The sequence below is a fragment of the Mesorhizobium sp. NZP2298 genome (assembly GCF_013170825.1).
GTDB lineage: Bacteria > Pseudomonadota > Alphaproteobacteria > Rhizobiales > Rhizobiaceae > Mesorhizobium.
Map to the genome: position 1 here is coordinate 1,556,535 of NZ_CP033365.1, position 26,123 is coordinate 1,582,657.

The 26,123-nt window shown below is 63.7% G+C and carries 23 protein-coding genes; 8 read left to right on the top strand and 15 right to left on the bottom strand.

What is annotated here, in order from left to right:
* Positions 1 to 62 precede the first annotated feature (62 nt).
* Positions 63 to 1,094 carry an aldo/keto reductase gene (locus EB231_RS07570; RefSeq protein ID WP_172348266.1) on the bottom strand — a complete coding sequence of 344 codons (1,032 nt, stop codon included), beginning with the start codon at positions 1,092 to 1,094 and terminating at the stop codon, positions 63 to 65.
* 89 nt (positions 1,095 to 1,183) lie between these two features.
* On the opposite strand from EB231_RS07570, the gene EB231_RS07575 reads away from it, so the two are divergent.
* Entirely contained in the window at positions 1,184 to 1,828 is a 645-nt protein-coding gene (locus EB231_RS07575) for a TetR/AcrR family transcriptional regulator (RefSeq protein ID WP_172348267.1), read from the top strand.
* A 21-nt stretch (positions 1,829 to 1,849) separates the two neighbouring features.
* On the opposite strand, the gene EB231_RS07580 is transcribed toward EB231_RS07575, so the two are convergent.
* Positions 1,850 to 3,052, bottom strand: a complete 1,203-nt coding sequence (locus EB231_RS07580) for an aromatic ring-hydroxylating oxygenase subunit alpha (protein ID WP_056575872.1) — start codon at positions 3,050 to 3,052, stop codon at positions 1,850 to 1,852.
* Positions 3,053 to 3,542: 490 nt separating this feature from the next.
* Between EB231_RS07580 and EB231_RS07585 the strand changes: the two genes are divergently transcribed.
* Positions 3,543 to 3,953: a hypothetical protein gene (locus EB231_RS07585; RefSeq protein ID WP_172352835.1), complete on the top strand. Its 411-nt coding sequence runs from the start codon at positions 3,543 to 3,545 to the stop codon at positions 3,951 to 3,953.
* A gap of 122 nt (positions 3,954 to 4,075) precedes the next feature.
* Here EB231_RS07585 and EB231_RS07590 read toward each other — a convergent pair whose 3' ends face one another.
* Together EB231_RS07590 and EB231_RS07595 are read right to left on the bottom strand one after the other, a co-directional pair.
* On the bottom strand, positions 4,076 to 6,163 hold the full coding sequence (locus tag EB231_RS07590) for an ATP-binding protein (RefSeq protein WP_172348268.1): 2,088 nt from the start codon (positions 6,161 to 6,163) through the stop codon (positions 4,076 to 4,078).
* Between the two features lie 94 nt (positions 6,164 to 6,257).
* Entirely contained in the window at positions 6,258 to 7,031 is a 774-nt protein-coding gene (locus EB231_RS07595) for a response regulator (protein ID WP_171883347.1), read from the bottom strand.
* A 45-nt stretch (positions 7,032 to 7,076) separates the two neighbouring features.
* Here EB231_RS07595 and EB231_RS07600 point away from each other — a divergent pair, with 45 nt between their 5' ends.
* Complete coding sequence (locus EB231_RS07600) at positions 7,077 to 7,778, top strand: response regulator transcription factor (protein ID WP_172348269.1); 702 nt, start codon at positions 7,077 to 7,079, stop codon at positions 7,776 to 7,778.
* A 71-nt stretch (positions 7,779 to 7,849) separates the two neighbouring features.
* Here the strand turns inward: EB231_RS07600 and EB231_RS07605 are convergent, their stop codons facing one another.
* Complete coding sequence (locus tag EB231_RS07605; RefSeq protein WP_140772640.1) at positions 7,850 to 8,017, bottom strand: hypothetical protein; 168 nt, start codon at positions 8,015 to 8,017, stop codon at positions 7,850 to 7,852.
* Positions 8,018 to 8,089: 72 nt separating this feature from the next.
* Between EB231_RS07605 and EB231_RS07610 the strand changes: the two genes are divergently transcribed.
* Both EB231_RS07610 and EB231_RS07615 read left to right on the top strand, forming a co-directional pair.
* Positions 8,090 to 8,506: a hypothetical protein gene (locus EB231_RS07610; RefSeq protein WP_172348270.1), complete on the top strand. Its 417-nt coding sequence runs from the start codon at positions 8,090 to 8,092 to the stop codon at positions 8,504 to 8,506.
* A gap of 238 nt (positions 8,507 to 8,744) precedes the next feature.
* Complete coding sequence (locus tag EB231_RS07615) at positions 8,745 to 9,200, top strand: L,D-transpeptidase (protein WP_172348271.1); 456 nt, start codon at positions 8,745 to 8,747, stop codon at positions 9,198 to 9,200.
* A gap of 132 nt (positions 9,201 to 9,332) precedes the next feature.
* Here EB231_RS07615 and EB231_RS07620 read toward each other — a convergent pair whose 3' ends face one another.
* Positions 9,333 to 12,416, bottom strand: a complete 3,084-nt coding sequence (locus EB231_RS07620; protein ID WP_172348272.1) for an efflux RND transporter permease subunit — start codon at positions 12,414 to 12,416, stop codon at positions 9,333 to 9,335.
* A complete protein-coding gene (locus EB231_RS07625) occupies positions 12,413 to 13,744 on the bottom strand; it encodes an efflux RND transporter periplasmic adaptor subunit (RefSeq protein ID WP_172348273.1) in 1,332 nt (443 codons plus the stop codon). Before EB231_RS07625 ends, EB231_RS07620 begins: the two co-directional genes overlap by 4 nt.
* Before the next feature lie 145 nt (positions 13,745 to 13,889).
* Between EB231_RS07625 and EB231_RS07630 the strand changes: the two genes are divergently transcribed.
* The gene (locus EB231_RS07630; protein ID WP_172348274.1) at positions 13,890 to 14,459 is read left to right on the top strand and encodes a TetR/AcrR family transcriptional regulator; all 570 of its coding nucleotides are present in this window, start codon (positions 13,890 to 13,892) and stop codon (positions 14,457 to 14,459) included.
* 43 nt (positions 14,460 to 14,502) lie between these two features.
* On the opposite strand, the gene EB231_RS07635 is transcribed toward EB231_RS07630, so the two are convergent.
* The 6 genes from EB231_RS07635 to EB231_RS07660 form a co-directional block, all read right to left on the bottom strand.
* Complete coding sequence (locus tag EB231_RS07635) at positions 14,503 to 15,576, bottom strand: ABC transporter ATP-binding protein (protein ID WP_172348275.1); 1,074 nt, start codon at positions 15,574 to 15,576, stop codon at positions 14,503 to 14,505.
* Positions 15,563 to 16,501 (bottom strand): PfkB family carbohydrate kinase, encoded by a 939-nt coding sequence (locus EB231_RS07640; protein WP_172348276.1) that lies wholly within the window; start codon positions 16,499 to 16,501, stop codon positions 15,563 to 15,565. The genes EB231_RS07635 and EB231_RS07640 overlap by 14 nt, the downstream gene beginning before the upstream one ends.
* Complete coding sequence (locus EB231_RS07645) at positions 16,501 to 17,523, bottom strand: SIS domain-containing protein (RefSeq protein WP_172348277.1); 1,023 nt, start codon at positions 17,521 to 17,523, stop codon at positions 16,501 to 16,503. The genes EB231_RS07640 and EB231_RS07645 overlap by 1 nt, the downstream gene beginning before the upstream one ends.
* Positions 17,520 to 18,365, bottom strand: a complete 846-nt coding sequence (locus EB231_RS07650) for a carbohydrate ABC transporter permease (RefSeq protein ID WP_172348278.1) — start codon at positions 18,363 to 18,365, stop codon at positions 17,520 to 17,522. The genes EB231_RS07645 and EB231_RS07650 overlap by 4 nt, the downstream gene beginning before the upstream one ends.
* The gene (locus EB231_RS07655; protein WP_172348279.1) at positions 18,365 to 19,249 is read right to left on the bottom strand and encodes a carbohydrate ABC transporter permease; all 885 of its coding nucleotides are present in this window, start codon (positions 19,247 to 19,249) and stop codon (positions 18,365 to 18,367) included. Before EB231_RS07655 ends, EB231_RS07650 begins: the two co-directional genes overlap by 1 nt.
* Before the next feature lie 187 nt (positions 19,250 to 19,436).
* Positions 19,437 to 20,675 carry an extracellular solute-binding protein gene (locus EB231_RS07660; RefSeq protein WP_172348280.1) on the bottom strand — a complete coding sequence of 413 codons (1,239 nt, stop codon included), beginning with the start codon at positions 20,673 to 20,675 and terminating at the stop codon, positions 19,437 to 19,439.
* Between the two features lie 219 nt (positions 20,676 to 20,894).
* On the opposite strand from EB231_RS07660, the gene EB231_RS07665 reads away from it, so the two are divergent.
* Both EB231_RS07665 and EB231_RS07670 read left to right on the top strand, forming a co-directional pair.
* Positions 20,895 to 22,109, top strand: coding sequence for an ROK family transcriptional regulator (locus tag EB231_RS07665; protein ID WP_172348281.1), 1,215 nt, complete (start codon positions 20,895 to 20,897; stop codon positions 22,107 to 22,109).
* A 107-nt stretch (positions 22,110 to 22,216) separates the two neighbouring features.
* The gene (locus tag EB231_RS07670) at positions 22,217 to 23,818 is read left to right on the top strand and encodes an inorganic phosphate transporter (RefSeq protein ID WP_172348282.1); all 1,602 of its coding nucleotides are present in this window, start codon (positions 22,217 to 22,219) and stop codon (positions 23,816 to 23,818) included.
* 345 nt (positions 23,819 to 24,163) lie between these two features.
* On the opposite strand, the gene EB231_RS07675 is transcribed toward EB231_RS07670, so the two are convergent.
* Both EB231_RS07675 and EB231_RS07680 read right to left on the bottom strand, forming a co-directional pair.
* Positions 24,164 to 25,324: a patatin-like phospholipase family protein gene (locus EB231_RS07675; protein ID WP_172348283.1), complete on the bottom strand. Its 1,161-nt coding sequence runs from the start codon at positions 25,322 to 25,324 to the stop codon at positions 24,164 to 24,166.
* A complete protein-coding gene (locus tag EB231_RS07680) occupies positions 25,317 to 26,105 on the bottom strand; it encodes an acetoacetate decarboxylase (protein ID WP_172348284.1) in 789 nt (262 codons plus the stop codon). The genes EB231_RS07675 and EB231_RS07680 overlap by 8 nt, the downstream gene beginning before the upstream one ends.
* Between the last annotated feature and the right edge of the window lie 18 nt (positions 26,106 to 26,123).

Sequence of the window (26,123 nt, forward strand, 5' to 3'; positions counted from 1 at the left end):
TGGCCCCGGTGACCGGGGCGACGGGTTTGTCCTGCATGGCGATCTCCTCCGGTCTTCCGGATCTATGCAGCAGCGCGTTCGCCGGCAGGCCGGCGGCGCAGATCGGCTTGCAGGATCGCCGGCGGGTTGTAGTTGGCCTCATTCAGTCCGACATCGGTTCCCGGCGGGACGATCTGATCGATCCGATCCAGAACGTCGTCGCCGAGGCGAACCTCGGCGCCGGCGAGCAGATCGTCGAGATGCTGCATTGTGCGCGGTCCAAGAATGGCCGATGTCACGCTCCGATGAGCCATCACGAAAGCCATCGCCATGTGGGTGAGTGACAGTCCGGTTTCGTTCGCTAACGGGATGAGTCGCTCGACCGCATCCAGGCTGCGCTCATCCGACATTTGCCTGGGCATGTATTTCACCCGCAGGCTGTCGGGCATCTTCTGTCCTTTGCGGTAACGCCCGGTGAGCATGCCTTTCGACAATGGACTCCAGACCATCGCTCCCATTCCATGTCGCTCGCAGGTGGGAAGCACGTCGCGCTCTATGCCGCGATCGAGGATCGAATAGGGCGGCTGTTCCGTGCGGAAACGGGCTAGCCCGTGCCGCTCGGCGACCCATTGGGCCTCGACGATCTCGGAGGCCGGGAAGGTCGAGGATCCGATCGCCCGCACCTTGCCGGCGCGCATCAGATCGGTGAGCGCGGAAAGCGTTTCCTCGATGTCTGTGTCCGGTGCTGGCCGATGGATAAGGTAGAGATCGATATGGTCCGTTTGCAGACGGCGCAGCGACGCCTCCACAGCCTGCATGATCCAGCGTCGTGAATTGCCCTGGCTGTTCGCGTCTTCCCCCATGGGCCCATTCACCTTGGTGGTCAGCACGATGTTGTCGCGCCGGCCCTTCAGCGCCTTGCCGACGATCTCCTCCGACTCGCCGCGGCTATACCGGTCGGCGGTGTCGATAAAGTTGATGCCGTGATCCAGGGCCTTGTGGATTATGCGGATGCAATCGTCGTGGTCGGGATTGCCCAGTCCGCCGAACATCATCGCGCCCAGGCAGTAAGGGCTGACCTTGATGCCGGTCCGTCCCAGTGTGCGGTAGTGCATAACGTTCTCCTTGGTGCAGGGTTGTGGCTAGCACTGCCTTGCTGTGCTATTCAGCCTAAGCGGAACAGTATTCCGTTTTATACGGAACGATGTTCCGTTTTGCAAGCGGGTGTGTCGTGAACGACCGGAAAGACGATTCGGATGATGGCCTGGAGCCTCGGGCTCGCGGCGACCGGCGCGTGCGCGCCGATGCGCGGCGCAATCTCGACACGCTGCTACAGACGGCCATGGCGGTGTTTGCGAGCTCCGGCGTGGATGCGCCGGTGCGCGAGATCGCGGAAAGGGCGGGCGTCGGCATCGGCACCGTCTATCGGCACTTTCCGCAGCGCTCCGACCTGATCGCCGCCGTCTTCCGCCGCGAGATCGATGCCTGCGCGGACGCAGCATCGACCCTGTCGGCCGGGCTTGGACCCTTCGACGCGCTGGCGAACTGGATGCAGCGATACGCGGCCTTCGTCGCGGCCAAGCGTGGGCTCGCCAAGGCCCTGCACTCAGGAGATCCGGCGTTCGACAGTCTGCCGGGTTACTTCGATCAGAGGCTGCGGCCTGCCCTGCGCACGCTTCTGAAGGCCGCGACCGACGCCGGCGAAATCCGCGCCGATGTCGATGCCGACGAGCTTCTTGGCGCGGTGGCGAGCCTGTGCATGTCAGCCCACAATGCCGGAAGCGGCCGCGCGGAGCGCATGGTCGCTCTCCTCGTCGATGGGCTGCGCCACGGCGCGAAATCGTCGTAGCGGGGCCAAACCTGCACTGCTCTAGGACCGCGACCTGAGCGCGTCGTTCAGATTCCACATGTCCTTCTCCTCGGGCGCGGTCTCGAGGCCCAGCACCGGCAGCATCTTGCGCAGATGGTCGTGGTGGGTCCGCACACCGTATTCGAGGTCTGAGAGATAAAAGCCCTCAAAGGCTTCGGAGAGCATGGATTCGTTCGACCACACGGACAGTTGCACATCTTCCGACATGGTGTCGCGGTCGATGCGGAAGGACAGGTACCTGGCGGCGGCCTGCTCGCGGCTTTCGTCACGGTAACGGTAGATGGCGCCGCGCAGCAGGGTCTGACCCGTCGACAGCGGAAACTCCTGATAGAACTGCACGGATTCCGGCATCACCGAAATGACCGCATTGGGGAAAATGCCGTAGTAGACCCATGCCTTCTTCAGATAGTCAGGCAAGTGCGTCGGCTCAGGCGCGATCTTGACGTAGTTCCTGACGCTCCAGCGGCGGCCGGCATGCGGGTTGTAGGTGGCGAAGGATCGCGACACGCCGTTGATGAAGGGCTCATCGAAATAGGTCGCGCCATAGAGATCCTGCAAGGCGGGATGCGCCATGGCGACGTGATAGCCCTCATTGTCGACATCGCGCACCGACTTCCAGTTGACCGGGGTCTTCTGGGTCCAGATGCCCCAGGACGGCACCATGTCGGCGGCATTGTAGTGCGCGAACTCGGGTTCGATCGGCTTCATCAGTTCGGCGACCGAAGGCTGCGGGCCGCCATTGCGGAAGCGGATGAAAATGAAGCCCATCCAGATTTCGAGATCGAGCTGCATCAGGCCGAACTCGGTCTTGTCGAGGTCGGGGAAGGAGCGCGGGCGCGCGGCGCCGCGTAGTGTGCCGTCGAGATTGTAGACCCAGCCATGGAACGGGCACACCAGCGCGTTCTTGCAATTGCCCTGGCTGTCAGCGACGACGCGGCTGCCGCGATGGCGGCACATGTTGTTGAAGCCGCGCACGACGCCGTCCTTGCCGCGCACGATGAGGGCGCGTTCGCCGACCACGTCCATGGTCAGGTAATCGCCGGCGTTCGGGATGTCGGAAACATGGCCGACGATCTGCCAGTGGTTGCGGAAAACATGCTCCTTCTCGAGTTCGAGAAGGGCATCGGAATGGTAACTCCAGCCCGGTAGTCCCCGCCGGTCCCAATCGTTGGGGATCGCCACGTCACGGAGGTGCGGGTTCATAAAACGTCTCTTCTTTTTGTTGAATAATCATTCAATAAAATCATATTTTTCATTGAAATGCAATGGCTTGTGAAAATACGAAGGATTCTGAGGCGAGACCTGGGCGTCGCCTTCGGCTGAATTCGATATGGCTGCTGCCCAGGAAAATCGCGGAGAATCCGGGTGTTAGCCTCGGTTCCGAGACGCCGTTTCAGCACGATTTCCCGAGGCGCGGAAACCGAAGGGCAAGACGCCTGGCCGGAGGCAAAAAGCGCGCCGCGCCCCGGCCGATCTGCTGTTCGGCAGGCGCTTGGGGCCGGGATCGCGTGTGGGACTTGAGGTTCGCTTGCCTCGGCCAAATTCGAGTTGAGATGACCGATTTTGCCCGATTTTGCCCGAAATTTCTGTTTCGGCCTGGTTACATTTCCAGGTCTACACCACGTTCATGCTGTTACAAAGCGCGAGTAAGTTCGTTTCATCATCAAAAAGAAACGCAACGAAGGGGAAGGCAATGCATGCGAAAGTCAAGATCGTCAGCGGCGAGCACCGCCTCCAGGCTCCAGAGCGCGCTGACTGCCGCCCGAAACTGGCGCTGCGCCAACGCGCCAGCGACCACCCGATGGCTATGTTCATGGGGCTGGCTGCTTGCGCCTTCGTCGGCATGGCGCTTACGCCGACAGTCGGGCCGGCCTTCGCTTCGTTGAACCCGCCGGCCAACGTCGTTGACGGCGCGCCGACGACAATCAAGACCGCGCGCCTGCCGATGCCGACGCTCGATTTCGCCTGCAAGGGACAGGCCTGGGGCGCCGAGAGCGTGGATTGCCTGCGTGCTATCGCCGAGCAGTCCGGCACGCACAAGGCTCGCGCGATCCGCATGATCGCCAATGCTGCACCGCTGACCAACACGCCAAACATTTTCTGATTTCCGTCGAAGCGTGATCCCGAAACCGGTTCCCATTTCGGGATCACGCTCTGACCTCCCCGAGCGCTCCCTCCAGCGCTCTCTTCGGCTCCCGCCGCGCAGTCGGCCGGGAGCCTCTTTTTTTACCCTTTCGCCGCCGCCTGCTCGGCAATCGTTGAAAGCACGCTGCGCACGTCCAGCGTGCTGAACGGCTTTTCCAGGATCTGCGGCCGCTGCTGCGCCGGCAAGGCCTCGATTTCCGCCTTGGCGCCGATCAGATCGCCGGTGACCAGCACGAAACGTCGTGCGAGGTCAGGCCTCTCGGCAAGCAGTTCGCGGTAGATCGCAATGCCTGATGTGCCGGGCATGCGCAGGTCCGAAAAGACGATGTCCGGCGGCATATGGCCGCTCAAGGTGGCGGTGCCCGATACCCAGACAGGCGCGATCCGCGACTTGATGCCCATCAGTTCGAGAATGTCCGACAGCGAGCCGGCGACATCAGGTTCGTCGTCGATGATCAAGGCATGGCGCAGGCCGCTCGAGCGTGGCTGCGTCTCGCCGGCGGCGGCGATGCCCGTCGAGATGGCCGGTAGATGGACGACGAAACGCGCGCCTCTGGGCACAACTTCCTCGAACCAGACATTGCCATTGTGCCGTTCGATGATCGATTTCGAGATCGACAGGCCAATGCCGGTGCCCACGCCGACGGGCTTGGTGGTGAAATAGGATTCGAAGATGCGGTTGCGGATCGCCTCGGGAATGCCGGGCCCGTTGTCCTCGACCGAAAAGCCGGGATTGCCGCGATCGGTACGGAATGTCCGCACCTTGATCAGCCGGTCGCCGGCAATGCCGGCAAGCGCATGCTGGCTGTTGATCAAGAAGTTGGCGGCCACCTGCGTCACGTGGTCGGCGTCCGCCATGGCCAGCAGCGGGCCGGGCGCGAAATCGGTATCGATGATGATGCCGCTCGAGCGGGCGCCATAGGCTGTCACCTCCAGGGCGGCGCGGATCACCTGGTTGAGATCGGTCTCGGTCTGCGCCGCCGGATGCAGGCGCACCATGGAGAGGAAGCTCTTGACGATGCGGCCGCAGCGCTCGGCGGCGGCGCGGACCTTCTCGGCACGGACCTTGGTCTGTGGATCGGTGGCGAATTCATGCAGCAGTGTCGATTGCGCGACCACCACGGCCAGTGGGTTGTTCAGCTCGTGCGAAACACCCGCGAGCAGCGAGCCCATCGCCGCCATCTTCTCGTTCTGGTGCAGTTTCTCGCGCTGCCGGTTGATCTCTTCCTCGGCGCGTAGCCGGTCGCGCAAATCGCGGATCGAGCCGAAGATCAGGCGGCGGTCGGCCACCCGCATCTCGGTCGCCGTCAGTTCGATCGGAAACACCTCGCCCGCGGCATTCTGCGTCACGGTCTCGAGCCGCTGGCCAACCATGGGGGCGCCGCGGCCCGACATGTAATCGGCGCCCGAGGAATAGCCCTTGCGGTAGTATACGGGCACGACGGTGTCGAGCAGGTCCTTGCCGAGGATGTCGCTGCGCCGGAAGCCGAACATCTTTTCGGCGGCAGGATTGAATTCGATGATCGATCCGGCCTCGTCGATGACGATGATGGCGTCGAGCGAGGCCTGTAGCATGGTTCGCCGGATGACTTCGCTGGCATGGGCGTCGGAGGGCGAGTGTTCGATGGCGTCGCCGATGGCGAGCGCGATGATGTGCAGCGTCGCCTCTTCCTCATCGGTCCACTCGCGCTCGCCGACGCAGTCATTGACGGCCAGCGTGCCCCACAGATGACCATGCGCGAAGACCGACACCGACAGGAACGACTTGATGCTCTGCTTTTCGAAATCGGTTCTCAGGAAGCCTTCGAGATTGCGCGTGTGCCCGGCGAAGATCTTGCCTTGCCGTTCGTCCTCGGCTACCCGCTCCAACAGCGGATCGGAGTTGACGATCGACTGCATGATGACGGTCGGCGAGGCCAGTTCTCCACCGAAGTCGGGGTCGATCCAATAGGCGGACACCGACTGGGCAAAACCCTGTCCAGGCAGCTCACGCAAGCGGAACAGGATGCCGCGCTGGCATTCGATGGCCCGGCACAGCGTTTCCAATATCCCGACCATTTCGCGCTGCCAGTCGCCGGCCTCGCGTAGCCGACGAACGACGCGCACGGCCGCCATCGCCGCGCCCTGCCTGAATCCCTGCATATCCGTGCTTGTTGCTTCGCCCGTCATTGTCAGCCGTTATTCCAAGGTCATTGCCAATTCGATCGGCCCAAATTCGATCGGCGAGCAACGGCTGCGAACCTGAACCCTGTGGGCCTGACGCTCAGTTGCCGTCGCCGGTCGGCAGCGAGAAGATATAGCCTTCGCCGCGCACCGTGCGCAGGAATTTCGGGTTGGCCGGGTCCATCTCGATCTTCTTCCTCAGGCGCATGATGCGGATGTCGACGGCGCGCGACGATTCCGGATCCTCGGTGAAGCCGATGGCCTCCGAGATCGCGGCGCGCGTCAGCAGCCGGTTGGCGCGGGTCAGAAAGACCTCCAGCACGTCGAATTCGCTCTTGGCCATGTCGATCACGGCGCCATTGGCACCGGTGACCAGCCTGCCGTCGAGATCGGCCTGGAACGGGCCGAAGGCGACCGAGCGGCGATCTGTCTTCGCTTTCCTGTCGAGCAGCTCGGTCGGCTGCGGAACGCGGCGCAGCACGCTGCGGACCCTCGCCAGCACTTCGCGCAATTCGTATGGCTTGACGATGTAGTCGTCGGCGCCGAGTTCCAGCCCGACGATGCGGTCGAGCGCGGTGCCGGCGGCGGTCGCGTAGATGATGCCGATCGGCATTTTCGAGCGCAGCCAGCGGCCAAGCGACAGCCCATCCTCGCCCGGCATGGCGATGTCGAGGATGGCCAGATGGAAGGGTTGCGTCTCGATCAGGCTGCGCGCGGCGGCCGCGGTTTCCGCGGTCGCCACGTCATAGCCGGCGGCGCCGAGATATTCGGCAACCGCGTCCCTCAGGTCGGGCTCGTCCTCGACGATAACAATTCTTGCCCGCACGATGCACTCGCTCCCACTTTCAGTGGAAAGTAGATTGGGTATAAACATCATGTCCAGCACTCATATCCGGTTGCAAGGGAATGGTTGGAAAACATGGCCGCACGAGCCGTCATCGCGCTTGTTTCCGTCGCCGAGGTGGTCGCGACCGAACTTGCAGACCATCTCGAGCGGCGTGGCCATGACGTGCGCCAAGCGCGACAGCCCTGGGAGGCGGAATCGCTGCTGGCGGGCAGGGGCATCGATGTCGTTGTCGTCGGTGACAGTCTCAGCCAGGCGGAAGGGCGGGATCTGCTCAGGCGTTATGGCGGCCAAGGCGAGGGCGGCGGGGATGGGCCCGACTTCATTCTGATCTGCCGGCCTGCCGATCTGGTCGACAAGGTGCTGGCGCTCGAACTGGGTGCGGCCGACGTTGTCGAAAGCCCGCTCAATGTCAGGGAACTCGCCGCCCGTGTCGGGGGTCTGCTGTCGCGGCGCGGCAGGGGCTCCCAGGAACTGATCGTGCTGGAGAATGCGACCGTCGATTTGAGGTCGGCCATCGTCATGCACCGCTCCGGCACGGAGGAACAGCTTTCGCCCGGTCAGGTGGCGCTGCTCAGGCTGTTCCTGGCGAGCCCCCGCAAAGTGCTGACGCGTGACGACATCATCGCCGCGGCACCGGCCGAGAATGCCGACGCCTTCGATCGCTCGATCGATTCGCGCATCGTGCGGCTGCGCCGCAAGCTCGACACCGAGACCATCACCACCATACGCGGCGCCGGTTACCGGTTCGATCCGCCGCAGCAATTCGCGGACTGATGGCAGGGTGCCCGGAAGGTCTTTCTGGCTGAGCATCGGATTCCCCCCCCTCGCACCGATGCTCCCGAAGCTCAGCGTACCACCAGCAGCGACGGCCCCGATGGCATATCGTTGCTCATGACGAGTTCATTGGCCTGGGCACGATCCCTCAGGAGGACGGTGGCAAGGGCGGCAAAGCCGAGCAGGCCCTGTGCATAAAGCAATGCGGAAAGCACCGAGGCCGCGAATTTCGTTTTCATCGTTCCAACTCCCCAGAAATGCCAATTCTTCAAAAATCAATGTGACGCGGGTCGCTTCAGGAAACTCCCGAAGTGCCCGCGCCGCCCACGGAGCCCCCCGTCGCGGCGCGGGCCTTCGGTCCTCTCGGCAGCAAGATGCCGGAGGGGCCGCGCAATGCCAGCAACCGAAGGCCAACCCGCCAGAGGGCCTTGAGCCGGGCGATGCGCAGGCTGGACACAATCCAGACCGTGGCGGAAAACAGGGCGGCGTGCAGTGGAGAGATCTCGTTCGAACTCATCGCCGCCAACCTTGCCACGGAACCGCCGGCAACCGTGCCGACACCGCCGATGACCGCCGCCGCGATGCTGATCCTGAAAAGCCAGGACCGCGTGTTCGTTTTCGTTCCCCTGGTCGTTGCCGTCTGCTTTCGTTACGTCAACTTTGCTTCCGGCCCGTATCCGGATCATGCCGCCGGACCCGAGTTTTGTTGCAGATTGGTTTCGAGATAGGCCACAGGCCTTTCATATAAGGTGATGCGAACTTTCGTTTCGAGGGAAATACCTATGTGCCGCATCCCGCTCCGGTTTGCGCGAGCGAACGCAGGCGCCGCGATCGCTTAATTTGTTAACCAGAGGAAACAGATTCGAAACACAAACGAGCATTTCGCGAAATCTGTCCGAAACATGCCGCAGCGATAAGCCGCTCATCGAATTGGAGCCGGCCGGACCGGCAGAGAGAGGGGATATCATGCACACCACCATTTCCGCCAAGCTCATCAACATCACCGCCGCCGCGTTCACGGGTGCCGCGCTTCTGTTCGGCGCCGACGCAGCGCACGCCGCCAACAAGATCGTTGCGCGGGTCTCGCTTTCACAACAGATCATGGAAGTCTCGGTCGATGGCCGGCCGACCTTCGCCTGGAAGGTTTCCACCGGCGACCGGGCGCATGTGACGCCGACGGGCTCGTTCAAGCCGACGCGCATGCATGAGATGTGGTATTCGAAGAAGTACGACAACGCCCCGATGCCACACTCGGTGTTCTTCAGCGGCGGCTACGCGGTGCATGCCACCTATGCGATCAAGCGCCTCGGCCAGCCGGCCTCGCATGGCTGCGTTCGGCTGCATCCCGACAATGCGGCCGATTTCTACCAGCTTGTCGAGACCTTCGGGCCGGCCAACACCAGCATCGTCATCGTCAAGTAGTAGGCTGGGAGCGGGCCGGCGGCGGACCGCGGTGCCCGTTCAGGACTCCCGCGGGATCATTTCACGCGGTTGAGCGCAGCCAAAAAAGAGGCCGGGAATTTCCCGGCCTCTTTTTTGTTCTTCGGCTTTCTATCAATCCGGCAGCGCCGGCATCAATTTCGGATCCGGCTTTTCCGCGTGATGCGGCAAGTCCTTGCTGGCGATGAAGGTGTAGAACATGGGCACGACAAAGAGCGTGAACATGGTGCCGACCAGGATGCCGGTGAAGATGACCAGGCCCATCGAGTAGCGGGCCGCGGCACCAGCGCCGCTCGACGTGATCAGCGGCACAACGCCAAGCGCCATCGCCGCCGTCGTCATCAGGATCGGCCGCAGGCGCACCTTGGCCGAGGCGATGATGGCGTCGCGACGCCGCATGCCATGGGCCTCGCGCTGCTGGTTGGCAAACTCGACCAGCAGGATGCCGTGCTTGGTGATCAGGCCGATCAGCGTGATCAGGCCGACCTGCGTGTAGATGTTGAGCGTGCCAAGGCCCAGATTGAGCGGCACGATAGCGCCGAAAATCGACAGCGGCACCGCCATCATGATGATCAGCGGGTCGCGGAAGCTCTCAAACTGCGCCGCCAGCACCAGGTAGATGACGATGACTGCCGCGCCGAAAGCGATCAGGATCGTGTTGCCCTGTTCCTTCTCCTGCCGGGACTGGCCGGAATAGTCGATGAAGAAGGTATCGGGCAGGCTCTCCTTGGCAATGTCCTCCAGGACCTTCAAACCGTCGCCGGTGGTGACGCCGGGCAGCGGCAGCGCGGAAATCGTCGACGAATTCAGCTGGTTGAACTGCTCGATTGCCGCCGGGGAGGCATTGTTCGAAATCTTTACCACGGCTGACAGCGGCACCATCTCGCCCGTCACGCTGCGCACGAAATACTCGCCGAGCCTTTCGGGGTTGTCGCGGAATTCCTGCGGCACCTGGGGGATGATGTCGTAACTGTTGGAGTCGCGGTCGAACTGCGCCACTTCGGCGCCGCCGACCAGCAAGGTGAGCGTGCGACCGATATCGGCGATCGGCAGGTTGAGCGCCGCTGCGCGGTCGCGGTCGATGGTTACCGTCACCTGCGGCGCGTCATAGGCCATCGAATTCTGCACGACGATAAAGCGGCCGGAGGCCTGCGCCTTGTTCTTGATCTGCTCGGCCGCCTCGTACACTTCAGCGGAATCGCCGGTCGAGCGTACCACCAGGGAGATGGGCAACCCGCCGCCGGACCCCGGCAGCGTCGGCGGGGCGAAGACGAAGGCCTGGACGCCCGCCACCTTGGCGATACGAGCGGTAATGTCGGCCTGAAGCTCTTTCGAATTGCGCTTGCGCTCCGCCCAATCCTTGAAAGCAAAACCGACGAAGGCGCTGTTCGTCGTACCGCCGAAGGCAACGGCCGAGAACTGCGCCCGCGTTTCCGGAATATCCCTCACCAGACCGAGAATCTGGTTGACGTAGGTCTCGGTGTAATCGGATGTCGCATAACGCGGCGCGGTCACCAGCGAGAGCAGGAAGCCCTGATCCTCTTCCGGTGCCAGTTCGCTCGAGGTCTTGGTGAACATGAAGCCGGTCACGCCGACAAGCGCCAGCACGATGAGCAGCGTCAGCGGGCGGTAGTTCAACGAACCGGTGACGGCTCGCTCATAGACGTGCTCCACCCGCGCGAACGTGCCGTCGACAATGCGCTGGAAACGGCCTGCTTTGCCGGGCTTCAAGAGGCGTGCCGACATCATCGGGGTGATGGTGATGGCGATGATGCCCGACAGCACCACCGAGCCGGCGAGCGTCACCGCGAATTCACGGAACAGCGCGCCGGTCAGGCCGCCCGTAAAGGCCAGCGGTGCGAACACGGCAGCCAGTGTCATGGTCATGGCGACGATGGCACTGGCGATTTCGCGCATGCCGTTGAAGGCGGCCTGCATCGGCGACATGTGGTCCTCTTCCATGTGGCGGTGGATGTTCTCCACCACCACGATGGCGTCGTCGACGACAAGGCCGATCGCCAGCACCATGGCCAGCAGCGACAGAAGATTGATCGAGTAGCCGACCGCGAACAAAAGGAAACAGACGCCGATCAGCGACAGCGGGATGGTGATGATCGGCATCATCACCGAACGGAAGGAGCCAAGGAACAGGAGGATGACGACGACGACGATGGCAACCGCCTCGCCGATGGTCTTGAACACTTCGTCGATCGAGGCGCTTATCTGTCCGGTCGCGTCGTAAACGACCTCGATCGTCATGCCTTTCGGCAGCGTCTCCTGGATCTGCGGTACGAGCTTGGTCAGCGCTGCCGCGGTGGTCAGCGGATTGGCCGCCGGGGTCGGGAAGATGGCGAGGAAGGTGCCGGGCTTGCCGTTGAACGAGACCCTGGTGTCGGTGTTCTCAGCGCCGAGTTCAACGCGGGCCACGTCGCGCAGCCGCACGACATTGCCGTCGGTCGAGCGCAGCGGCAGTTCGGCGAAGGCCCCCGGCGTCTGCAGCGTCGAGCGCACGGTGATCGACGAAACGACGTACTCGTTCTGGGTGTTACCGGGGGCCGACAGGAAGTTTGAGTTGTTAATCGCCGCCAGCACTTCCGCCGCCGTCACGCCACGCGCCGCGAGCCTGACCGGATCGATCCAGACGCGCATCGAGTATTCCTGGGCGCCGAAAATCTGCACGTCGGCGACGCCTTCGACCGTCGACATGCGGGGCCTGATGACGCGCTCGATATATTCCGTCAACTGCTCCTTCGTCATGTTCGGATTCTGCATCGAGATGTACATCATCGCGAACTGCTGGCCGGTGCCCTTGACGATGACCGGATCCTTGGAGGCGTCCGGCAAGGTGCCGCGCACGCCCTGGACCTTGGACAGCACTTCGGTGAGCGCGACGTCCGGGTCGGAGCCGAGCTTCATCTGCACCGTCACGGTGCTGGAGGATGGACGGCTGGACGAGGTGACGTAGTCGATGTTCTCGGTCGAGGCGACGGCGCGCGCGATCGGGGCTGAAATGAAGCCCTGGATCAGGTCGGCGCTGGCGCCCGGATAGGCCGTCGTGATCGTGATCGCGGTTTCGTCAACCTTCGGATACTGCCGGATCGACAGGTTGAAGATGCCCTGGAAACCGAGCAGCAGGATCATGCAGGCAAGAACCGTCGACAGGACGGGCCGGCGAATGAAGAGATCGGAAAAGCTCATTGCTGGTCGGCCTGCTTGTTCGCCGATTTGGTCGGGTCGATCGTGTTGTCGACGTTGACGGACATGCCGTTGAAGAGGCGGTTCTGACCCGCGGTGACGACCTCGTCGCCAGCCTTCAGCCCTTCGACGATCTCGACCATGCCTTTATTGCGGCGGCCGGGCTTGACGAAGACCTGCGACAGGACAAGCGCGGGCTTGTCGCCTTCCGCCGCCGGTTTGGCAGGGTCGGCGGCTGCCGGGTTGGTGGCATCGGAAGCGGCCTTGTCCACTGGCTTGGCGGCATCGGCGGCAGGCTTCATGGCATCAGCCGCCGGTTTCATCGCGTCCGCCGGCTTGTCGGTGGCGGCCGCCGGCTTTTCCTCGGGTTTGGCGGTCTGGGCCGGGGCCGCCCCGGCGGGCTTCGCCTGCTGCACCACGAAGATGTAGTCGCCATAAAGGCTGGTGGTCAGCGCCGTTTGCGGCAGCGCCAGCACGTTCTGCTCCTCGGGCAATTCGACACGCACCTGCACGAACTGGCCAGGAGTAAGCTTGCCTTCCGGATTGGCGACTTCCGCCCTGATGTTCACCAGCCGGCTGGACGAGTCGATCTTGGGGTCGATGCCGCGAATGGCGCCGGCGAACGGCATGTCCGCGCCGCTCAGGCCCAGCCGAACCGTCTGACCGATCTTGAGCAGCGGCAATTGCTGTTCGGGAACCGAGAAGTCGACCCGCATCGTGTCGAGATCCTGCAGCGTCACCACCGAGGTGCCGGGTGCGATGTACTGGCCCAGGTCGATCCTCGGAATGCCGACCGTGCCGCCGAATGGCGCCGTCAGTTGCTTCTGGTCGAGCACGGCCTGCAACCTGGTGACCTGGGATGCCGAAGCGGACGCCGCCGCTCGCGCGCTGTCCAGCGTCGAGTCGGAGCCGACGCCACGCTTGGTCAGTTCGATGGCGCGGGTCAGCGATACCTGATCGAGCGCGGCCTGCGCCTTCTGTGCGTCTAGATCGGCGCGTTCGACGGCGTCGTCGAGTTGCAGCAGCACCGCGTTGGCCGCCACCTTCTCGTTGGCATGGAAGGGGATCTCCTTGACGATGCCGGCGGTCTCGACGGTCAGGTCGACACCGCGCACGGCGCGCACCGTACCGATCGCCTCGATGCCCGGCGTCCAGTTCGACGGTTTGGCGATGGTCGTCGAAACGGTCGCCGCCGGCGGCTTCATCGTGGCGAAATACTGCTTGATGCCGTTGTCGCGCAGGAAGTTGAAGCCGACGATACCGCCGACCACAATGACGAGCACGGCCAGGACGAGAACGATGAGAAAGATACGTAGTATGCGCTTGAACAAGGAAGTCCCCTCAGTCGAAATCCGGCGCGAAGCTCGGACATCGGGACACATATCGACCGCGGGTCCCGATTTCAAATAGTGGCGGTCTTACTGTACCGTCTGGACGGTCTTGTCAATTGGGCCTAAGCTTGCGATGGGAGGCGCCATGAGAGCCCCACGACCGAACTCGCGCGAGAAGATCCTCGCAGCGGCGGCTGATGTTGCCCGGGAATCCGGGCCCGGCAGCCTATCGCTGGACGCCGTCGCCAGCCGCGCCGGCGTATCGAAAGGCGGGCTGCTCTACAATTTCCCGACCAAGGCCAAATTGATGCAGGGGCTGGTCGAGGGTTATCTGCGCGATTTCGAGCAAGCGCTGGAAGCCGCCAGCAGCGGCGACGATGGCGAAAACCCGCTCGCCGCCTATATCAGGCTGTCGGCCAGTGAGTGCGAGGAAAAGCAGCCCTCGGCCTCCTGGATTTTCTCGGCGATCGCCGAGGATCCCGATTTCATGACGCCGATAAAGACATTCAAGCGGCAGCTTTTCGAGCGGCTGAAGGGCGAGACATCAGACCTCAAATCGCTGCTGATCTGTTATCTCGCCATCGAGGGGCTGCGCAGCATGAACCTCTTCGATTTCGACGTGCTGTCGAAGGATGAGCGCGAGTTCTTGGTGGCGTCGTTGCTGGAGATCGCCGGATCACCCGGAGCGGAGCAAGTCTCCGGGACGCGATCCTGAAGGGCTTTCACGAGCAGGCACGGCTTCCATTTTCGGGTCAGGCTCAAAAAGCGCCGCCCGTGTCAGGGTCGAAGAGCCGCAGCGCGTCCTCGTCTAAGGCAAAGAGGCTTGCCTGACCCTTCGAGACGCGGGCTGCCGGCGGCAAGCAGGCGGTCAGCCGCTGCGTGCCCACCCGCGCGGTCGTGACCAGTTCGGGACCGGTCAATTCGACAACCTCTATTTCGACCGGCACTGACGGTTCGGCAGCCCCCGCCGCGATCCGCAGCGCCTCGGGTCTTATGCCGACCACGACGCGCGCGCCGTCCCCAACCGCATGGCTGAAACGGGCCGGCAAGGGCAGCCGCGCGTCCGAGCCATCGATTGCCAGCGCGGCTCCCTTGACGGTCGCCTGCAGCATGTTCATCGACGGCGCGCCGACGAAGCCGGCGACGTAGAGCGAGGCCGGCTCGTTGTAGATCTCCTCGGGTGTGCCGAGTTGCTCGATCCTGCCGTCGCGCATGACAGCGATGCGGCTCGCCAGCGTCATCGCCTCGATCTGGTCGTGGGTAACGTAGACGACGGTGGTCTGCAGCATCTGATGCAGGCGCTTCAACTCGGTGCGCATTTCCAGCCGCAGCTTGGCGTCGAGGTTGGACAACGGCTCGTCGAAGAGGAAGACCTGGGGCTTGCGCACCAGCGCCCTGCCGATGGCGACGCGCTGGCGCTGGCCCCCGGAAAGCTGGCTCGGCTTGCGGTCGAGCAAGGCCTCTATCTGCAGCAGCCTTGCCGCCTCGTTCACCGCCTTTTCGCGCTCATCGGCGGCGACGCCGCGCATCTCCAGGCCAAAGCCGATGTTGCGGCGGACAGTCAGGTTCGGATAGAGCGCGTAGGACTGGAAGACCATGGCGATGTCGCGATTCTTGGGGTGAACGCCAAGGATCGAGCGGCCGCCGATCAGCACATCGCCGCTTGTCGCTTCTGCGAGGCCCGCGATGATGTTGAGGAGCGTCGACTTTCCGCAGCCCGAGGAGCCGAGCAGCACCAGGAATTCCCCGCTCTGCAGCGCAATGTCGATGCCCTTGAGCGTTTCGACATTGCCGTAGTTCTTGCGAACGTTACGGATTTCAAGCGCGCTCATGCGTGGCGTCCTCGAGGTGCATCGGCCCGCCATAGTTGCGGGGCAAGGTGGAGATGGCGCGCGAGGCGACATGCGTCGCGGCTGAAAGGCAAGCGGACAGTGGCTGGTCCCGCGCCATGGCCGCCAGGAAAGCGGCGTTGAAGACATCGCCGGCGCCGATCGTGTCGACCACGCGGACATCGGGCGCCGTTGCTTCGACAAGCGTGCCGTCGGGACCGACGGCGATGGCGCCTCGCGGTCCGCGCTTGACGACGAAGGTTGCGCCGTGCCGCATGCTGGAGCGGATCTGGCGCGCGGCGTCCGTTGGGCTCGACATTCCCGCCAGGGTCACCGTCTCGACTTCATTGAACAGCGCCAGCGCGCAGCGCGAGAGCCATGCGCGGGTGGCAGCGCAATTGGCCTCGGTCCAGCCATCCATCGGCCAGCCGGTGTCGAGCGCGACGGCGATGCCGTGGCTGTCCGCCCAGTCGAAGAACGCATCGTATTCGCGGGTAAGGTCGTCGGTCAGGAAAGAGCCGCACAACAGCGCGTACCCGCCGGAGAGCGCACTGCCGTCAAGGACAGAAAAGACGTCGGCAAGGCTGAAACGCGGCAGGTGTCCGCGCGTGGTGAAGAAGGTCCGTTCGCCATCCGGGTGGGTCATGCCCACGGACAGCGTCGTGCCTTCGGGACGGACCGGCCAGATCTCGGCGCGATGGCCAAAAGCCTCGCGAAGCCAGCGGCCGAACTGGTCGTCGCCGACATTGGCGGCAATGGTGAAGTCGACGCCCAGCGCTTCCCAGGCGAGCGCGCTGTTGCCGGCCTGGCCGCCGACGCGCAATTCGTCATGGTCGACGACGGTTTCCGTTCCCGCCTTCGGCCATGGCTCGACGGGACCGACGATCAGGTCGACATTGACGTTGCCGATCACCGCGAGCGGACGCATCACTCGCTCCTGGTGATCTTGGTGGAGCGCACGGGCGTGCCGGCATTGTCGACACGGCTATCGGCGAAGGCGATCATCAGGCGCTGCGCCACCGGCAGCATGGCGAAGACCGCGGCGAGACCCGAAGCCGGCTTGAAGGAGAGCGTGGCGGCGCCCTCGATGGGTGGTTGCCCGGAGGCGTCGAAGATCACCAGCGGCGCGCCGGCCTCGACCACGGAAAGAGCCATCGCCGTCACCAGCTCCGCCGTTGGGTCGTTGCCGCGAAACAGGATGACGCCGACCTTCGGCCCGAGCATCTCCATAGGTCCATGCCGCAACTGGCCGCCTTCGAGCGAAAAGCAGGGCAGGCGCGATAGCTCGGTAAGACCGAGCGCCAACGCCTCGGCAACGCCTTGCAGCCGGCGTCCCGAGGTGACGATGGTGGTCACCTTTTCCAGCGCTGCGAGTGCCTGTGTGATGTCGTTGCCCTGCCCCTGATCCAGTGCGCCGAGCGCGGCAGTCGGATCCTCCCCAAGTGCGGCAAGAATGGCCAGATGCAAGGCGAAGGTCACGGTCAGGCTGCGGGTCGCGGCGAAGGCGAGTTCCGTTCCGCCGGCGCCAACCAGGCAAGGCGCGGTGCGGGCGAGGAAAGAGCCGCCCTCAAGCGTCAGGCCGAAAATATCGGCAGTGTTGCCGGCCTCCGCAAACCACCTGACGACTTCGGCGCTCTCGCCCGACTGGGAAGTGACGAGTACCGTCCGACCCGCCAGCGGCAGAGGCTGGCCGAGCTGTTCGGAGAGCGGCAGCGCCAGCGCATCGATGCCAAGCGCGCGGTAGAGCGGCTCGACGGCGCGCCCGACCGCATGCGAGCCGCCCATGCCGAGCAGCAGCAGACGCCCGGTCTTCCTGATCGAGGCGGCAACGTTTGCCGCCATGGCGGCATTGCTCTCGAACGAAGCACGCGCGTCCGTGTGCTGGCGCGCCATTTCGCGGTCGATGGCGAGCAGTCCCGCCGGCCGAATTTTTGTTGCAGTCATCATCATCCTTTCACGCCGCCACTGGTCAGGCCCGAGATCAGCGCACGCTGCATGACCAGGCCGATCAGAACCGGCGGCAGCGCGGCCAGTACGCCGGCCGTCGCGATCAATCCGTAGTCGGAGACACGGCCGCCGGCCAGATCTGCGATGGCGACGGTCAAGGTCTTGGCCCGCTGGTCGGAGGTGAACAGCAGCGCATAGAAGAATTCATCCCAGGCCAGCAGCACGGCAAACAGCGCTGACGTTGCCATGACAGGTGCCGCCAGCGGCAGCGTGATGATGCGCAAGGTCTGGAACAGGCCGGCACCGTCGATCATCGCCGCCGCCTCGATCTCGCGCGGGATAGAGTCAAAGCCGGACTTCATCAGCCAGGTGGTGAAGGGCGCCAGAATGGTCAGGTAGACAAGCGCCAGGCCGAAGACATTGTTGAGCAGGCCGAGATGCGACAGGCCCATATAGAGCGGCACGGCGAGCGCCACTGGCGGCAGCATGTAGGTGGCGATGACCATCGACAGCGACCAGCCGATCGCCGGCGTGCGCGACACCGCCCAGCCGGCGGGGATCGCCAGAGCGAGTGCCGCCAGCGTTGCCATGCCTGATATCTCCAAGCTGTTGCGCAGTGACGAGGTGAAGGCCGCGCCAGCACTGTTTTCGGCTGTCGACAGCAATGTCTGGTAGCGCGAGAAGTCGGCTGTTTGCGGCCACCAGCGCAGCGGCTTGGCGGCGAGATCGGCGGCCGGCGAAATGCTCATGATGAACAGCCAGGCGATGGGCGCCAGGATGATGGCGGCAAGCAGCAGTGCGCAGGCATGGATGAAGACGGTGAAGGCGGGGCTCCTGCGTTCCATCAGGCAGCGCTCCCGGCGGTTTTCCTGACCAATGCCGCATAGGCGGCGGCGAGCACGGTGACGAGCAGGGTTACGATCAGCGCCAGCGACGCACCGGAGCCGGCGCGCTGGAAGGAGAAGGCTTCCTGGTAGACAAGGATCGACAGTGTGCGCGTGCTGTTGGCCGGGCCGCCGCGGGTCATCACCCAGATGATGTCGAAGACCTTGAAGGCCTCGATGGTGCGCAGCACCAGCGCCACCATCAGCGGGCCGGCGAGATAGGGCAGGATGACGAAGCGGAAGCGGTTGAAAGCTCCGGCGCCATCGACGAGCGAAGCAGCGGTGATGTCGCGCGGTACTGCCTGCAGCGCGGCAAGCGCGATCAGCGCCACCAGCGGAAAGTTCTTCCAGCAGTCGGCGACGATCAGGGCCGCCAGTGCCGTGCCGGGTTCGCCGAGCCAGGAGCGATAGGCGTCGATCAGATGCAGTTGCGTCAAGGCAGCGTTCAGCGCGCCATATTCGGGGTTGTAGATCAGCCGCCACAGCGTGGCGTTGACCACGGTCGGCAGTGCCCAGGGCAGGATCATCAGGGCGCGCAGGACGGCGCGGCCGTGAAACTGCTGATTGAGCAGCAGGGCGGCGAGCACGCCGATCACCATTTCGGCGGCAACCGAAATCACCGCGAACAGCGTCGTGGTAACCAGCGTGCGCGAAAAATTCGAGCTCGACAGCATGTTGGTGTAATTGTCGAAGCCGACGTAATTGCCACCGGTGCCGACTAGCTTGGCGTCGGTGAAGGACAGGCCGACCGTATCGACCAGCGGCCAGCCGATGACGGCGACCATGACCACGAGCAGCGGCAGCATCAGCAACCAGGCACGGGTCGTCATCCAGGTGCTCGACATCAGAGCAGCCTCTCTTCGTTCACGGTGATTTCAGACATAGCACGGGCGGCACTCGCGCATGACCCCGGAAGTCGGAACCGACTTCCGGAAAGGATCATGCGCAAGACTTGGAAAGCGCTACAGCGTCCTTTGCCCGTCCAAGTGGACGGGCGGCGCTGTAGTGCCGCCCGTGATCGGAGAACAATACCTAGAGGCCGCTGTTCTGCGCGGCGGTCTTCAGCGCATCCTCGGGCGAGGACTGGCCAAGCAGCGATTCCTGGATGGCCTGCTGCAGCGCGGTCGACAGCTCCTGGTACTTGGGCGTGGTCGGGCGCGGATACATGGCGGCCAGGCCGAGCTTGGCGGCGGCGATCAGTTCCTCCTGGCCCTTGGTCACGGCCGGGTCGTCATAGGACGAGGCCCAGATCGGCAGCGAGAGCTTGGCATACTGGTTCTGTGTCGCCTGCGAGGTCATGAAGGTGATGTACTTCCAGGCCTCGTCCGGATGCTTGGAGACCGCGGTGACGCCAAGACCCATCGAGCCGTTGACGGCCGACACCTCGCTGATGCCGGTGACGCCGGGCGCCGGCACGACGCCGACCTTGCCGGCCACCTTCGAGTCCTTCGGGTCGTTGGCCATGTTGTACATGTAGGTCCAGTTCAGCGCGAAGGCGGCATCACCGTTTTCGAAGACCTTGCGCACGTCCTCTTCCAGGAATTCCTTGGAATTCGGGTTGGTGAGGCCGGACTTGTAGCTGTCGACCATGTATTTCAGTGCCGAGAGGCCGCCGCCGTTCTGGAAGTCGGGCTTGCCGTCCTTCAGGAAGTCGCCGCCATAGGCACTGACCAGCGTGGTGTAGTCGCAGATCGCGGCTTCCGCCTGCGACCAGCTCCACGCGATCGGCGTCTTCAGCAGACCCTTGTCCTGGATGATCTTGGCCTGTGCGCCGAGCTCTTCCCAGGTCTTCGGGGGTGTCTTGATGCCGGCCTTTTCCAGGATGTCCTTGTTGTAGAACAGGTATTTGGTGTCGAGGATCCATGGCATGCCGTAATATTTGCCGTCATACTGGACGGTGGTCCAGGCGCCGGGCAGCACGCCCTTCTTCATGTCGTCGGTGATCTTCGACGTCACATCGACCAGCACCTTGTTGGTGGCGTATTCGGCCGGCCAGATGACGTCGAACAGCACGACGTCGTAGCCGCCGCCCGAACCCTGTGCGAGCACGGTCTTATCGTGCAGGCCTTCATAGGGAACGAATTCGAGATTGACCTTGACGTCCGGGTTGGCCTTGGTGAAGGCGTCGGTCATGGCCCGCACGTCGGCCTCGCTGTAGGCGGCCTGAGCCATGAAAAGCGCATTGAGCGTGGTTTCGGCGAAGGCGTGGGGGACAAGCAGTCCTCCGGCGAAGACCGCGCCGATTAGTGTCTTGGTGATTGTCCTAAGCATTTTCTTCTCCCATTTCCGGCGTTGACGGGCCGGCAATGCGGGCGTTTCGCATCGTCTTCCCGGATCCATGTCGCGTGACCTGATGGTTATCCGGCTGACCAGTGGCGACAGGCGGAGGCCCTGGCCATCTTGTTCTGGGTCGTTCCGTTTGCATTAAGTCAACTCGCTTGACTTAATTAGTCGATCAATATTCTAATGGAGTCAAGAGGGGAAACGCCGATGGACGACATCAGCCCGATCCGCGCCAAAAGCGGCACCAATCAGGAAGGCACCAGCGCGCACAACCGCCGCGTCATGATCGAGGCGCTGCGCCTCAATGGCGCCCTGTCGCGGGCCGACCTGGCGCGGGCGACGCAGCTCACCAAACAGGCGGTGTCCAACATCATCGAGGATCTCGAAAGCGACGGCCTGGTCGCCGCGCTCGATGCGGTGCGCAAGGGCAGGGGACAACCCTCGACCCCCTACAGGCTGGTGCCCGAAGGCGCCTTCGCCATCGGCCTGCAGATCGACCGCCACCTGACGCGGGCGGTTGCGGTCAATTTGATGGGCAGCGTGCTGGCGCGCGCCGAGGCGAACCTGCCTTTCGATGAACCGTCGAAGGGCGTCGAGGTCATTCTCGGCCTGATCGACGGCGTGCGTCGCGACCTGGCCGGCATCTCCTCGCAATCGGAGAAACGGCTTGTCGGTCTCGGCATTGCCATGCCCGGCCCTTTCGGCCTGAAGAACTCAGATGACAAATGGATGATGCCGGCCTGGCAGAAGTTTCCGCTGCTGGAGACGCTGGCTGCGAGGACGGGACTGAATGTCGGCCTGCAGAACGATTCCGCCGCCTGCGCCACGGCCGAGCGCATCGTCGGCGCGGCGCATGGCGTCGATCACGCGGTCTGCCTCTATGTCGGCTATGGCATCGGCACCGGGCTGATCCTCAATGGCGAACTCTACAGCGGCGGCCATGGCAATGCCGGTGAAATCGGCATGGCACTGCTGGCGCCTGCCGGTCCGGGCTCGACGCCGCTCGAACACCGCGCCTCGCTGGCCTCGCTCTATCAGCACCTCGGCCTCAATCCGGCTGACAGTGATATCTACGAACAGATGAACGCCCTGGTGCTGGCCGAGGATGCGAAGATGATGGCCTGGATCGATGGCGCGGCGCACGATCTGCGCTGGAGCGTGCATCTCATCGAAACGATCTTCGATCCGCAGACAGTCATCCTGACCAGCGGCGCGCCGGAAGCGCTGGCGCGCCGCCTTGTCGAGGCGATGCATCCGCTGTTGCCGTCGATCGCCGACCGGCCAAATAGGACTTTGCCGCGCCTGCAGCTCGGCACCACGGACCCCTGGTCGATCGCGCTCGGCGCGGCCGCGGCGCCGATCAGCCGCGCCTTCGATCCCTTGTTCTCGGCGATCCTGAAGACCAGCCCCGGACTTGCGTGAAGGAGCGGCCACCCGGAGGGCAAACGCCTCTCCGGCGTCACACAGGGTTCATCGTCCGGACATAGCGTTCCCCCCGGTTCTTTGCTGCGATGCAATAGGAGTGGGACATGGTGGACATAGTTTCTAGCGAGGCGGGCATTCCGAGACCGGATCATCCGCTGGACAGTTCGGGCAGCGCGAAGTGGTTCCTGCCGGCTTTCGGCGTGCTGGTGCTGGTCGGCATCATCTATGTCGGCTACGCACTGAGCCAGGACCTGGCCGAAGCCAAGACCGTGCCGTGGATCCTGCTGGGCATCGCCTTGCTGATCGCGTTGGGCTTCGAATTCGTCAATGGCTTCCACGACACCGCCAATGCGGTGGCGACGGTCATCTACACACGCTCCCTGCCGGCCGAGTTCGCCGTCATGTGGTCGGGCGTCTTCAATTTCCTCGGCGTTCTCACGTCCAGCGGCGCGGTCGCCTTCGGCATCCTGTCGCTGCTGCCGGTCGAGCTCATCCTGCAGGTCGGCTCCTCCTCCGGTTTTGCCATGGTGTTCGCGCTGCTGGTCGCGGCGATCGTGTGGAATCTCGGCACCTGGTTCCTCGGCCTGCCTGCCTCGAGTTCGCACACGATGGTCGGCTCGATCATCGGCGTCGGCCTTGCCAACCAGTTCATGGCACCGGCAGGCAGCGCCACCAGCGGCGTCGACTGGTCGCAGGCGACCAATGTTGGCGTGACCTTGCTGGTGTCGCCGATCATTGGCTTCTTCGCCGCCGCGATCCTGCTCTATGCGATGAAGCTGCTGGTGCGCAATCCGGCACTCTACGAGGCGCCGAAAGGCAACACGCCGCCGCCATGGTGGATCCGCGGCCTGCTGATCTTCACCTGCACCGGCGTCAGCTTCGCGCATGGCTCCAATGATGGGCAGAAGGGCATGGGCCTGATCATGCTGATCCTGATCGGTGTCGTGCCGACGGCCTTTGCGCTGAACCGCACGCCCGACATCAACTATCTCGAGGCCTACAAGTCGGCTTCTGCCGGCGTCGAGCAGGCGCTGGGCAAATATGTGAAGCCCGGTATCACTGTCGCCGACGCCAAGGCTGCCGTTCAGGATGCCGTGCGCACCCGGACCTGGAGCGACCAGACGACGGTCGCGCTGCAGACCTACATCCACAACACCACGGCTTCGCTGCAGCCCTATGCCTCGGTCGACAATGTTCCGACCGACCTGGTCAGCAACGCCCGCAACGACATCTACCTGATCGGCGAGGCGCTCAAGCTGATCGACAAGAAGCAATTGCTGCCGATGCAGGCCGCCGATCTCAAGGCGGTTACCGACTACCACAAGGCCGTCGACAACGCGACGAAGTTCATTCCGCTCTGGGTGAAGGTCGCGGTGGCGCTGGCGTTGGGCCTCGGCACCATGGTCGGCTGGAAGCGTATTGTCGTCACGGTGGGCGAAAAGATCGGCAAGAGCCATCTGACCTATGGTCAAGGTGCGGCGGCCGAACTCGTCGCCATGGTGACCATCGGCATGGCCGATCGGCTCGGCCTGCCGGTGTCGACAACCCATGTCCTGTCGTCGGGCGTCGCCGGAACGATGGCCGCCAACGGTTCGGGCTTGCAATGGTCTACGGTGCGCAACCTGCTGCTGGCCTGGGTGCTGACCCTGCCGTGCTCGATCGCGCTGGCCTTCGTGCTGTTCATCATCTTCCGCCAGGTGTTCTGAGCGGAGCGCAAGAGCTCTCAAACAAAAGGCAGCGCCGGTCGCCGGCGCTGCCTTTTTCCTTGAGGGGGGTGCGGTGTTCAGGAGGCGAGGACGTATTCGTTTCTGGTGGCGTGGAACGTACCTGGGAAATTGGCCAAAACATCGCTTCGTCATCCTGTCGCGGAGCAAAGAGCGAAGCGACGCGGCGCAGACCCCTGGAACTGCTCCGCGGCTCAAGGGATCCATGCCACGACTTCAAGCGCGCTGCCGCGGTGCGGAATTCTGCGTTGCCGCGCCCTTCGATCTGGGATCCCTGGGTCTTCGCTCCGCTTCGCGTCGCTACGCCCAAGGGTGACGAAGTTGGGGCTATGTCGGGTCTTCGCGATGCAGGTCGTGGATGGCGACGCCATCGACATTGGTCGGCAAGGTCAGCCAGTTGCGATGACGCAAGGTGCGCTGGGTGTCTTCCAGGCCTGTCTCCCAGTGCTCGCGCATCGAGGTACCGGAGAATTCATAGTCCTTGGCGTGTCCCTCATAGCCTTTGTGCTGGTAGATCAGGTGCACGATGTTGACGATGCCGGCGTCGGAATAGTCCGCGATCAGCGCTTCCTCCGCCGGCGTCAACTGCTCCTTGGGCACGCGCTTCAACGCATCGAGCAGGCGCATCTTCAGGCCATGGATGCGCTTGAAATTGTCGGTGTTCTGGCGCGTGCGGCTGGAATACATGATGTCCTTGTGGCGGGACAGCACGTCCGGCATGCTGCGTGGCAGCACGCCGCGGGCGCTGAACAGGTCGACCTGGAACACCAGGGAAGACCGATCCTCTTCCTGATCGAGCAGATATTGCAGCGGCGTGTTGGAAACGATGCCGCCGTCCCAATAGTACTCGCCCTCGATGCGGACCGACGGAAAGGCGGGTGGCAGCGCGCCGCTGGCCATGATGTGCTCGGGTCCGATGCGCACCTTCTCGGTATCGAAATAGACGAAGTTGCCGGTGCGGACATTGACCGCGCCGACGCTCAGCCGCTTCTTGCCGTCGTTGAGGATATCGAAGTCGATCAGGCTCTCCAGCGTGTCCTTCAACTCGGCGGTGTTGTAGAAGCTGGTGGCGCCCTCGGCGCCCGGATGCTCGAACCAGGGATTGGGATTGCGCGGCTTGAAGAAGCCGGGCTGGCCCATGGTCATGGTCATCCATGACGAGGTGCGGTTGCGGATGTCGCGGTAGATGTCGCCTTCCGGCGTATAGGTCCAGATCTTGCGGCCAGAGATCGTCTGCCAGAACTGTTCGAGCCGATGCAGTCGTCGGCTCGGTTCGTTGCCGGCGATGATCGAGGCATTGATGGCGCCGATCGAGACGCCGGACAGCCAAGTCGGCTCGCAGCCGGCATCGGCCAGCGCCTGGTACACCCCGGCCTGGTAGGCGCCGAGCGCGCCGCCACCCTGGAACACCAGGGCGATGCGGTCATACTGCGCCGAGATTTCCTCGATGGTGGCCGCGGCTTCCTTGTTTCGGTTGCGTTCAAGCACGAATTTTCTCCGGCTGGGCTGTGCTGGTTGCGAGCCGGTCGTGATCGGCAAGATAGTCGTGGACGACCTCGCCCAGCCCAAGTGTCAGATCGGCCTTGAAGTGGACGGCGGATACGATGTCGAGTACCGGCAGCTTCGCCACGTCGGCCATGACATGGGGCCGCAGGTCGAGTGCCGCAGGCGCCGTCCATGCCTCCTTCAGGGTGATGTCCGTGAGGTAGTAGCGCACCAGCTCGCAAATGCGGGGCGTGCCGTCGACATGCGGGATGATCTTGATCAGGAAGTTGGGGGCGGCGAGCGCGGCGAGCACGGAATCGTGATCGGCTTCCCTGTGCTTGTAGCCCATCGTGCCGGTGGCGCACAGAACGCTGCCATAGTGCAGCGTGCCGACGATCACCTCGCCCTCATGGACGATCTTCGGGTTGGCCAGTTTCTTCGGAAAACCCCAGAGCTCACGGCCGCCGGCGATCGGCGCGTCGTCGTCGAGATACATCGAATGGACGTAGCCGCCGTGCCGGCCCTTGTATTTCACCGGAATGACCTGGCCGGTCTCGGTGTAGTCGCCGAAGCCCGTGGAATCAGGCATGCGGATGAATTCGTACTTGACCAGCGGCTCGTCGATTTCCAGCGGCGCCGGCACGACGGCCTCGAGCGCCTCGCGTGTCGTGCGATAGGTTATGATGATGTATTCCCGGTCGAAGAAACGGTAGGGCCCGGGCGGGAAAGACGGATTGGTCAGCGGCATCGCATAGGCGCGCTTCACGACATCGGCGATTTCCAAGCTGCACCCCCCAAGGTT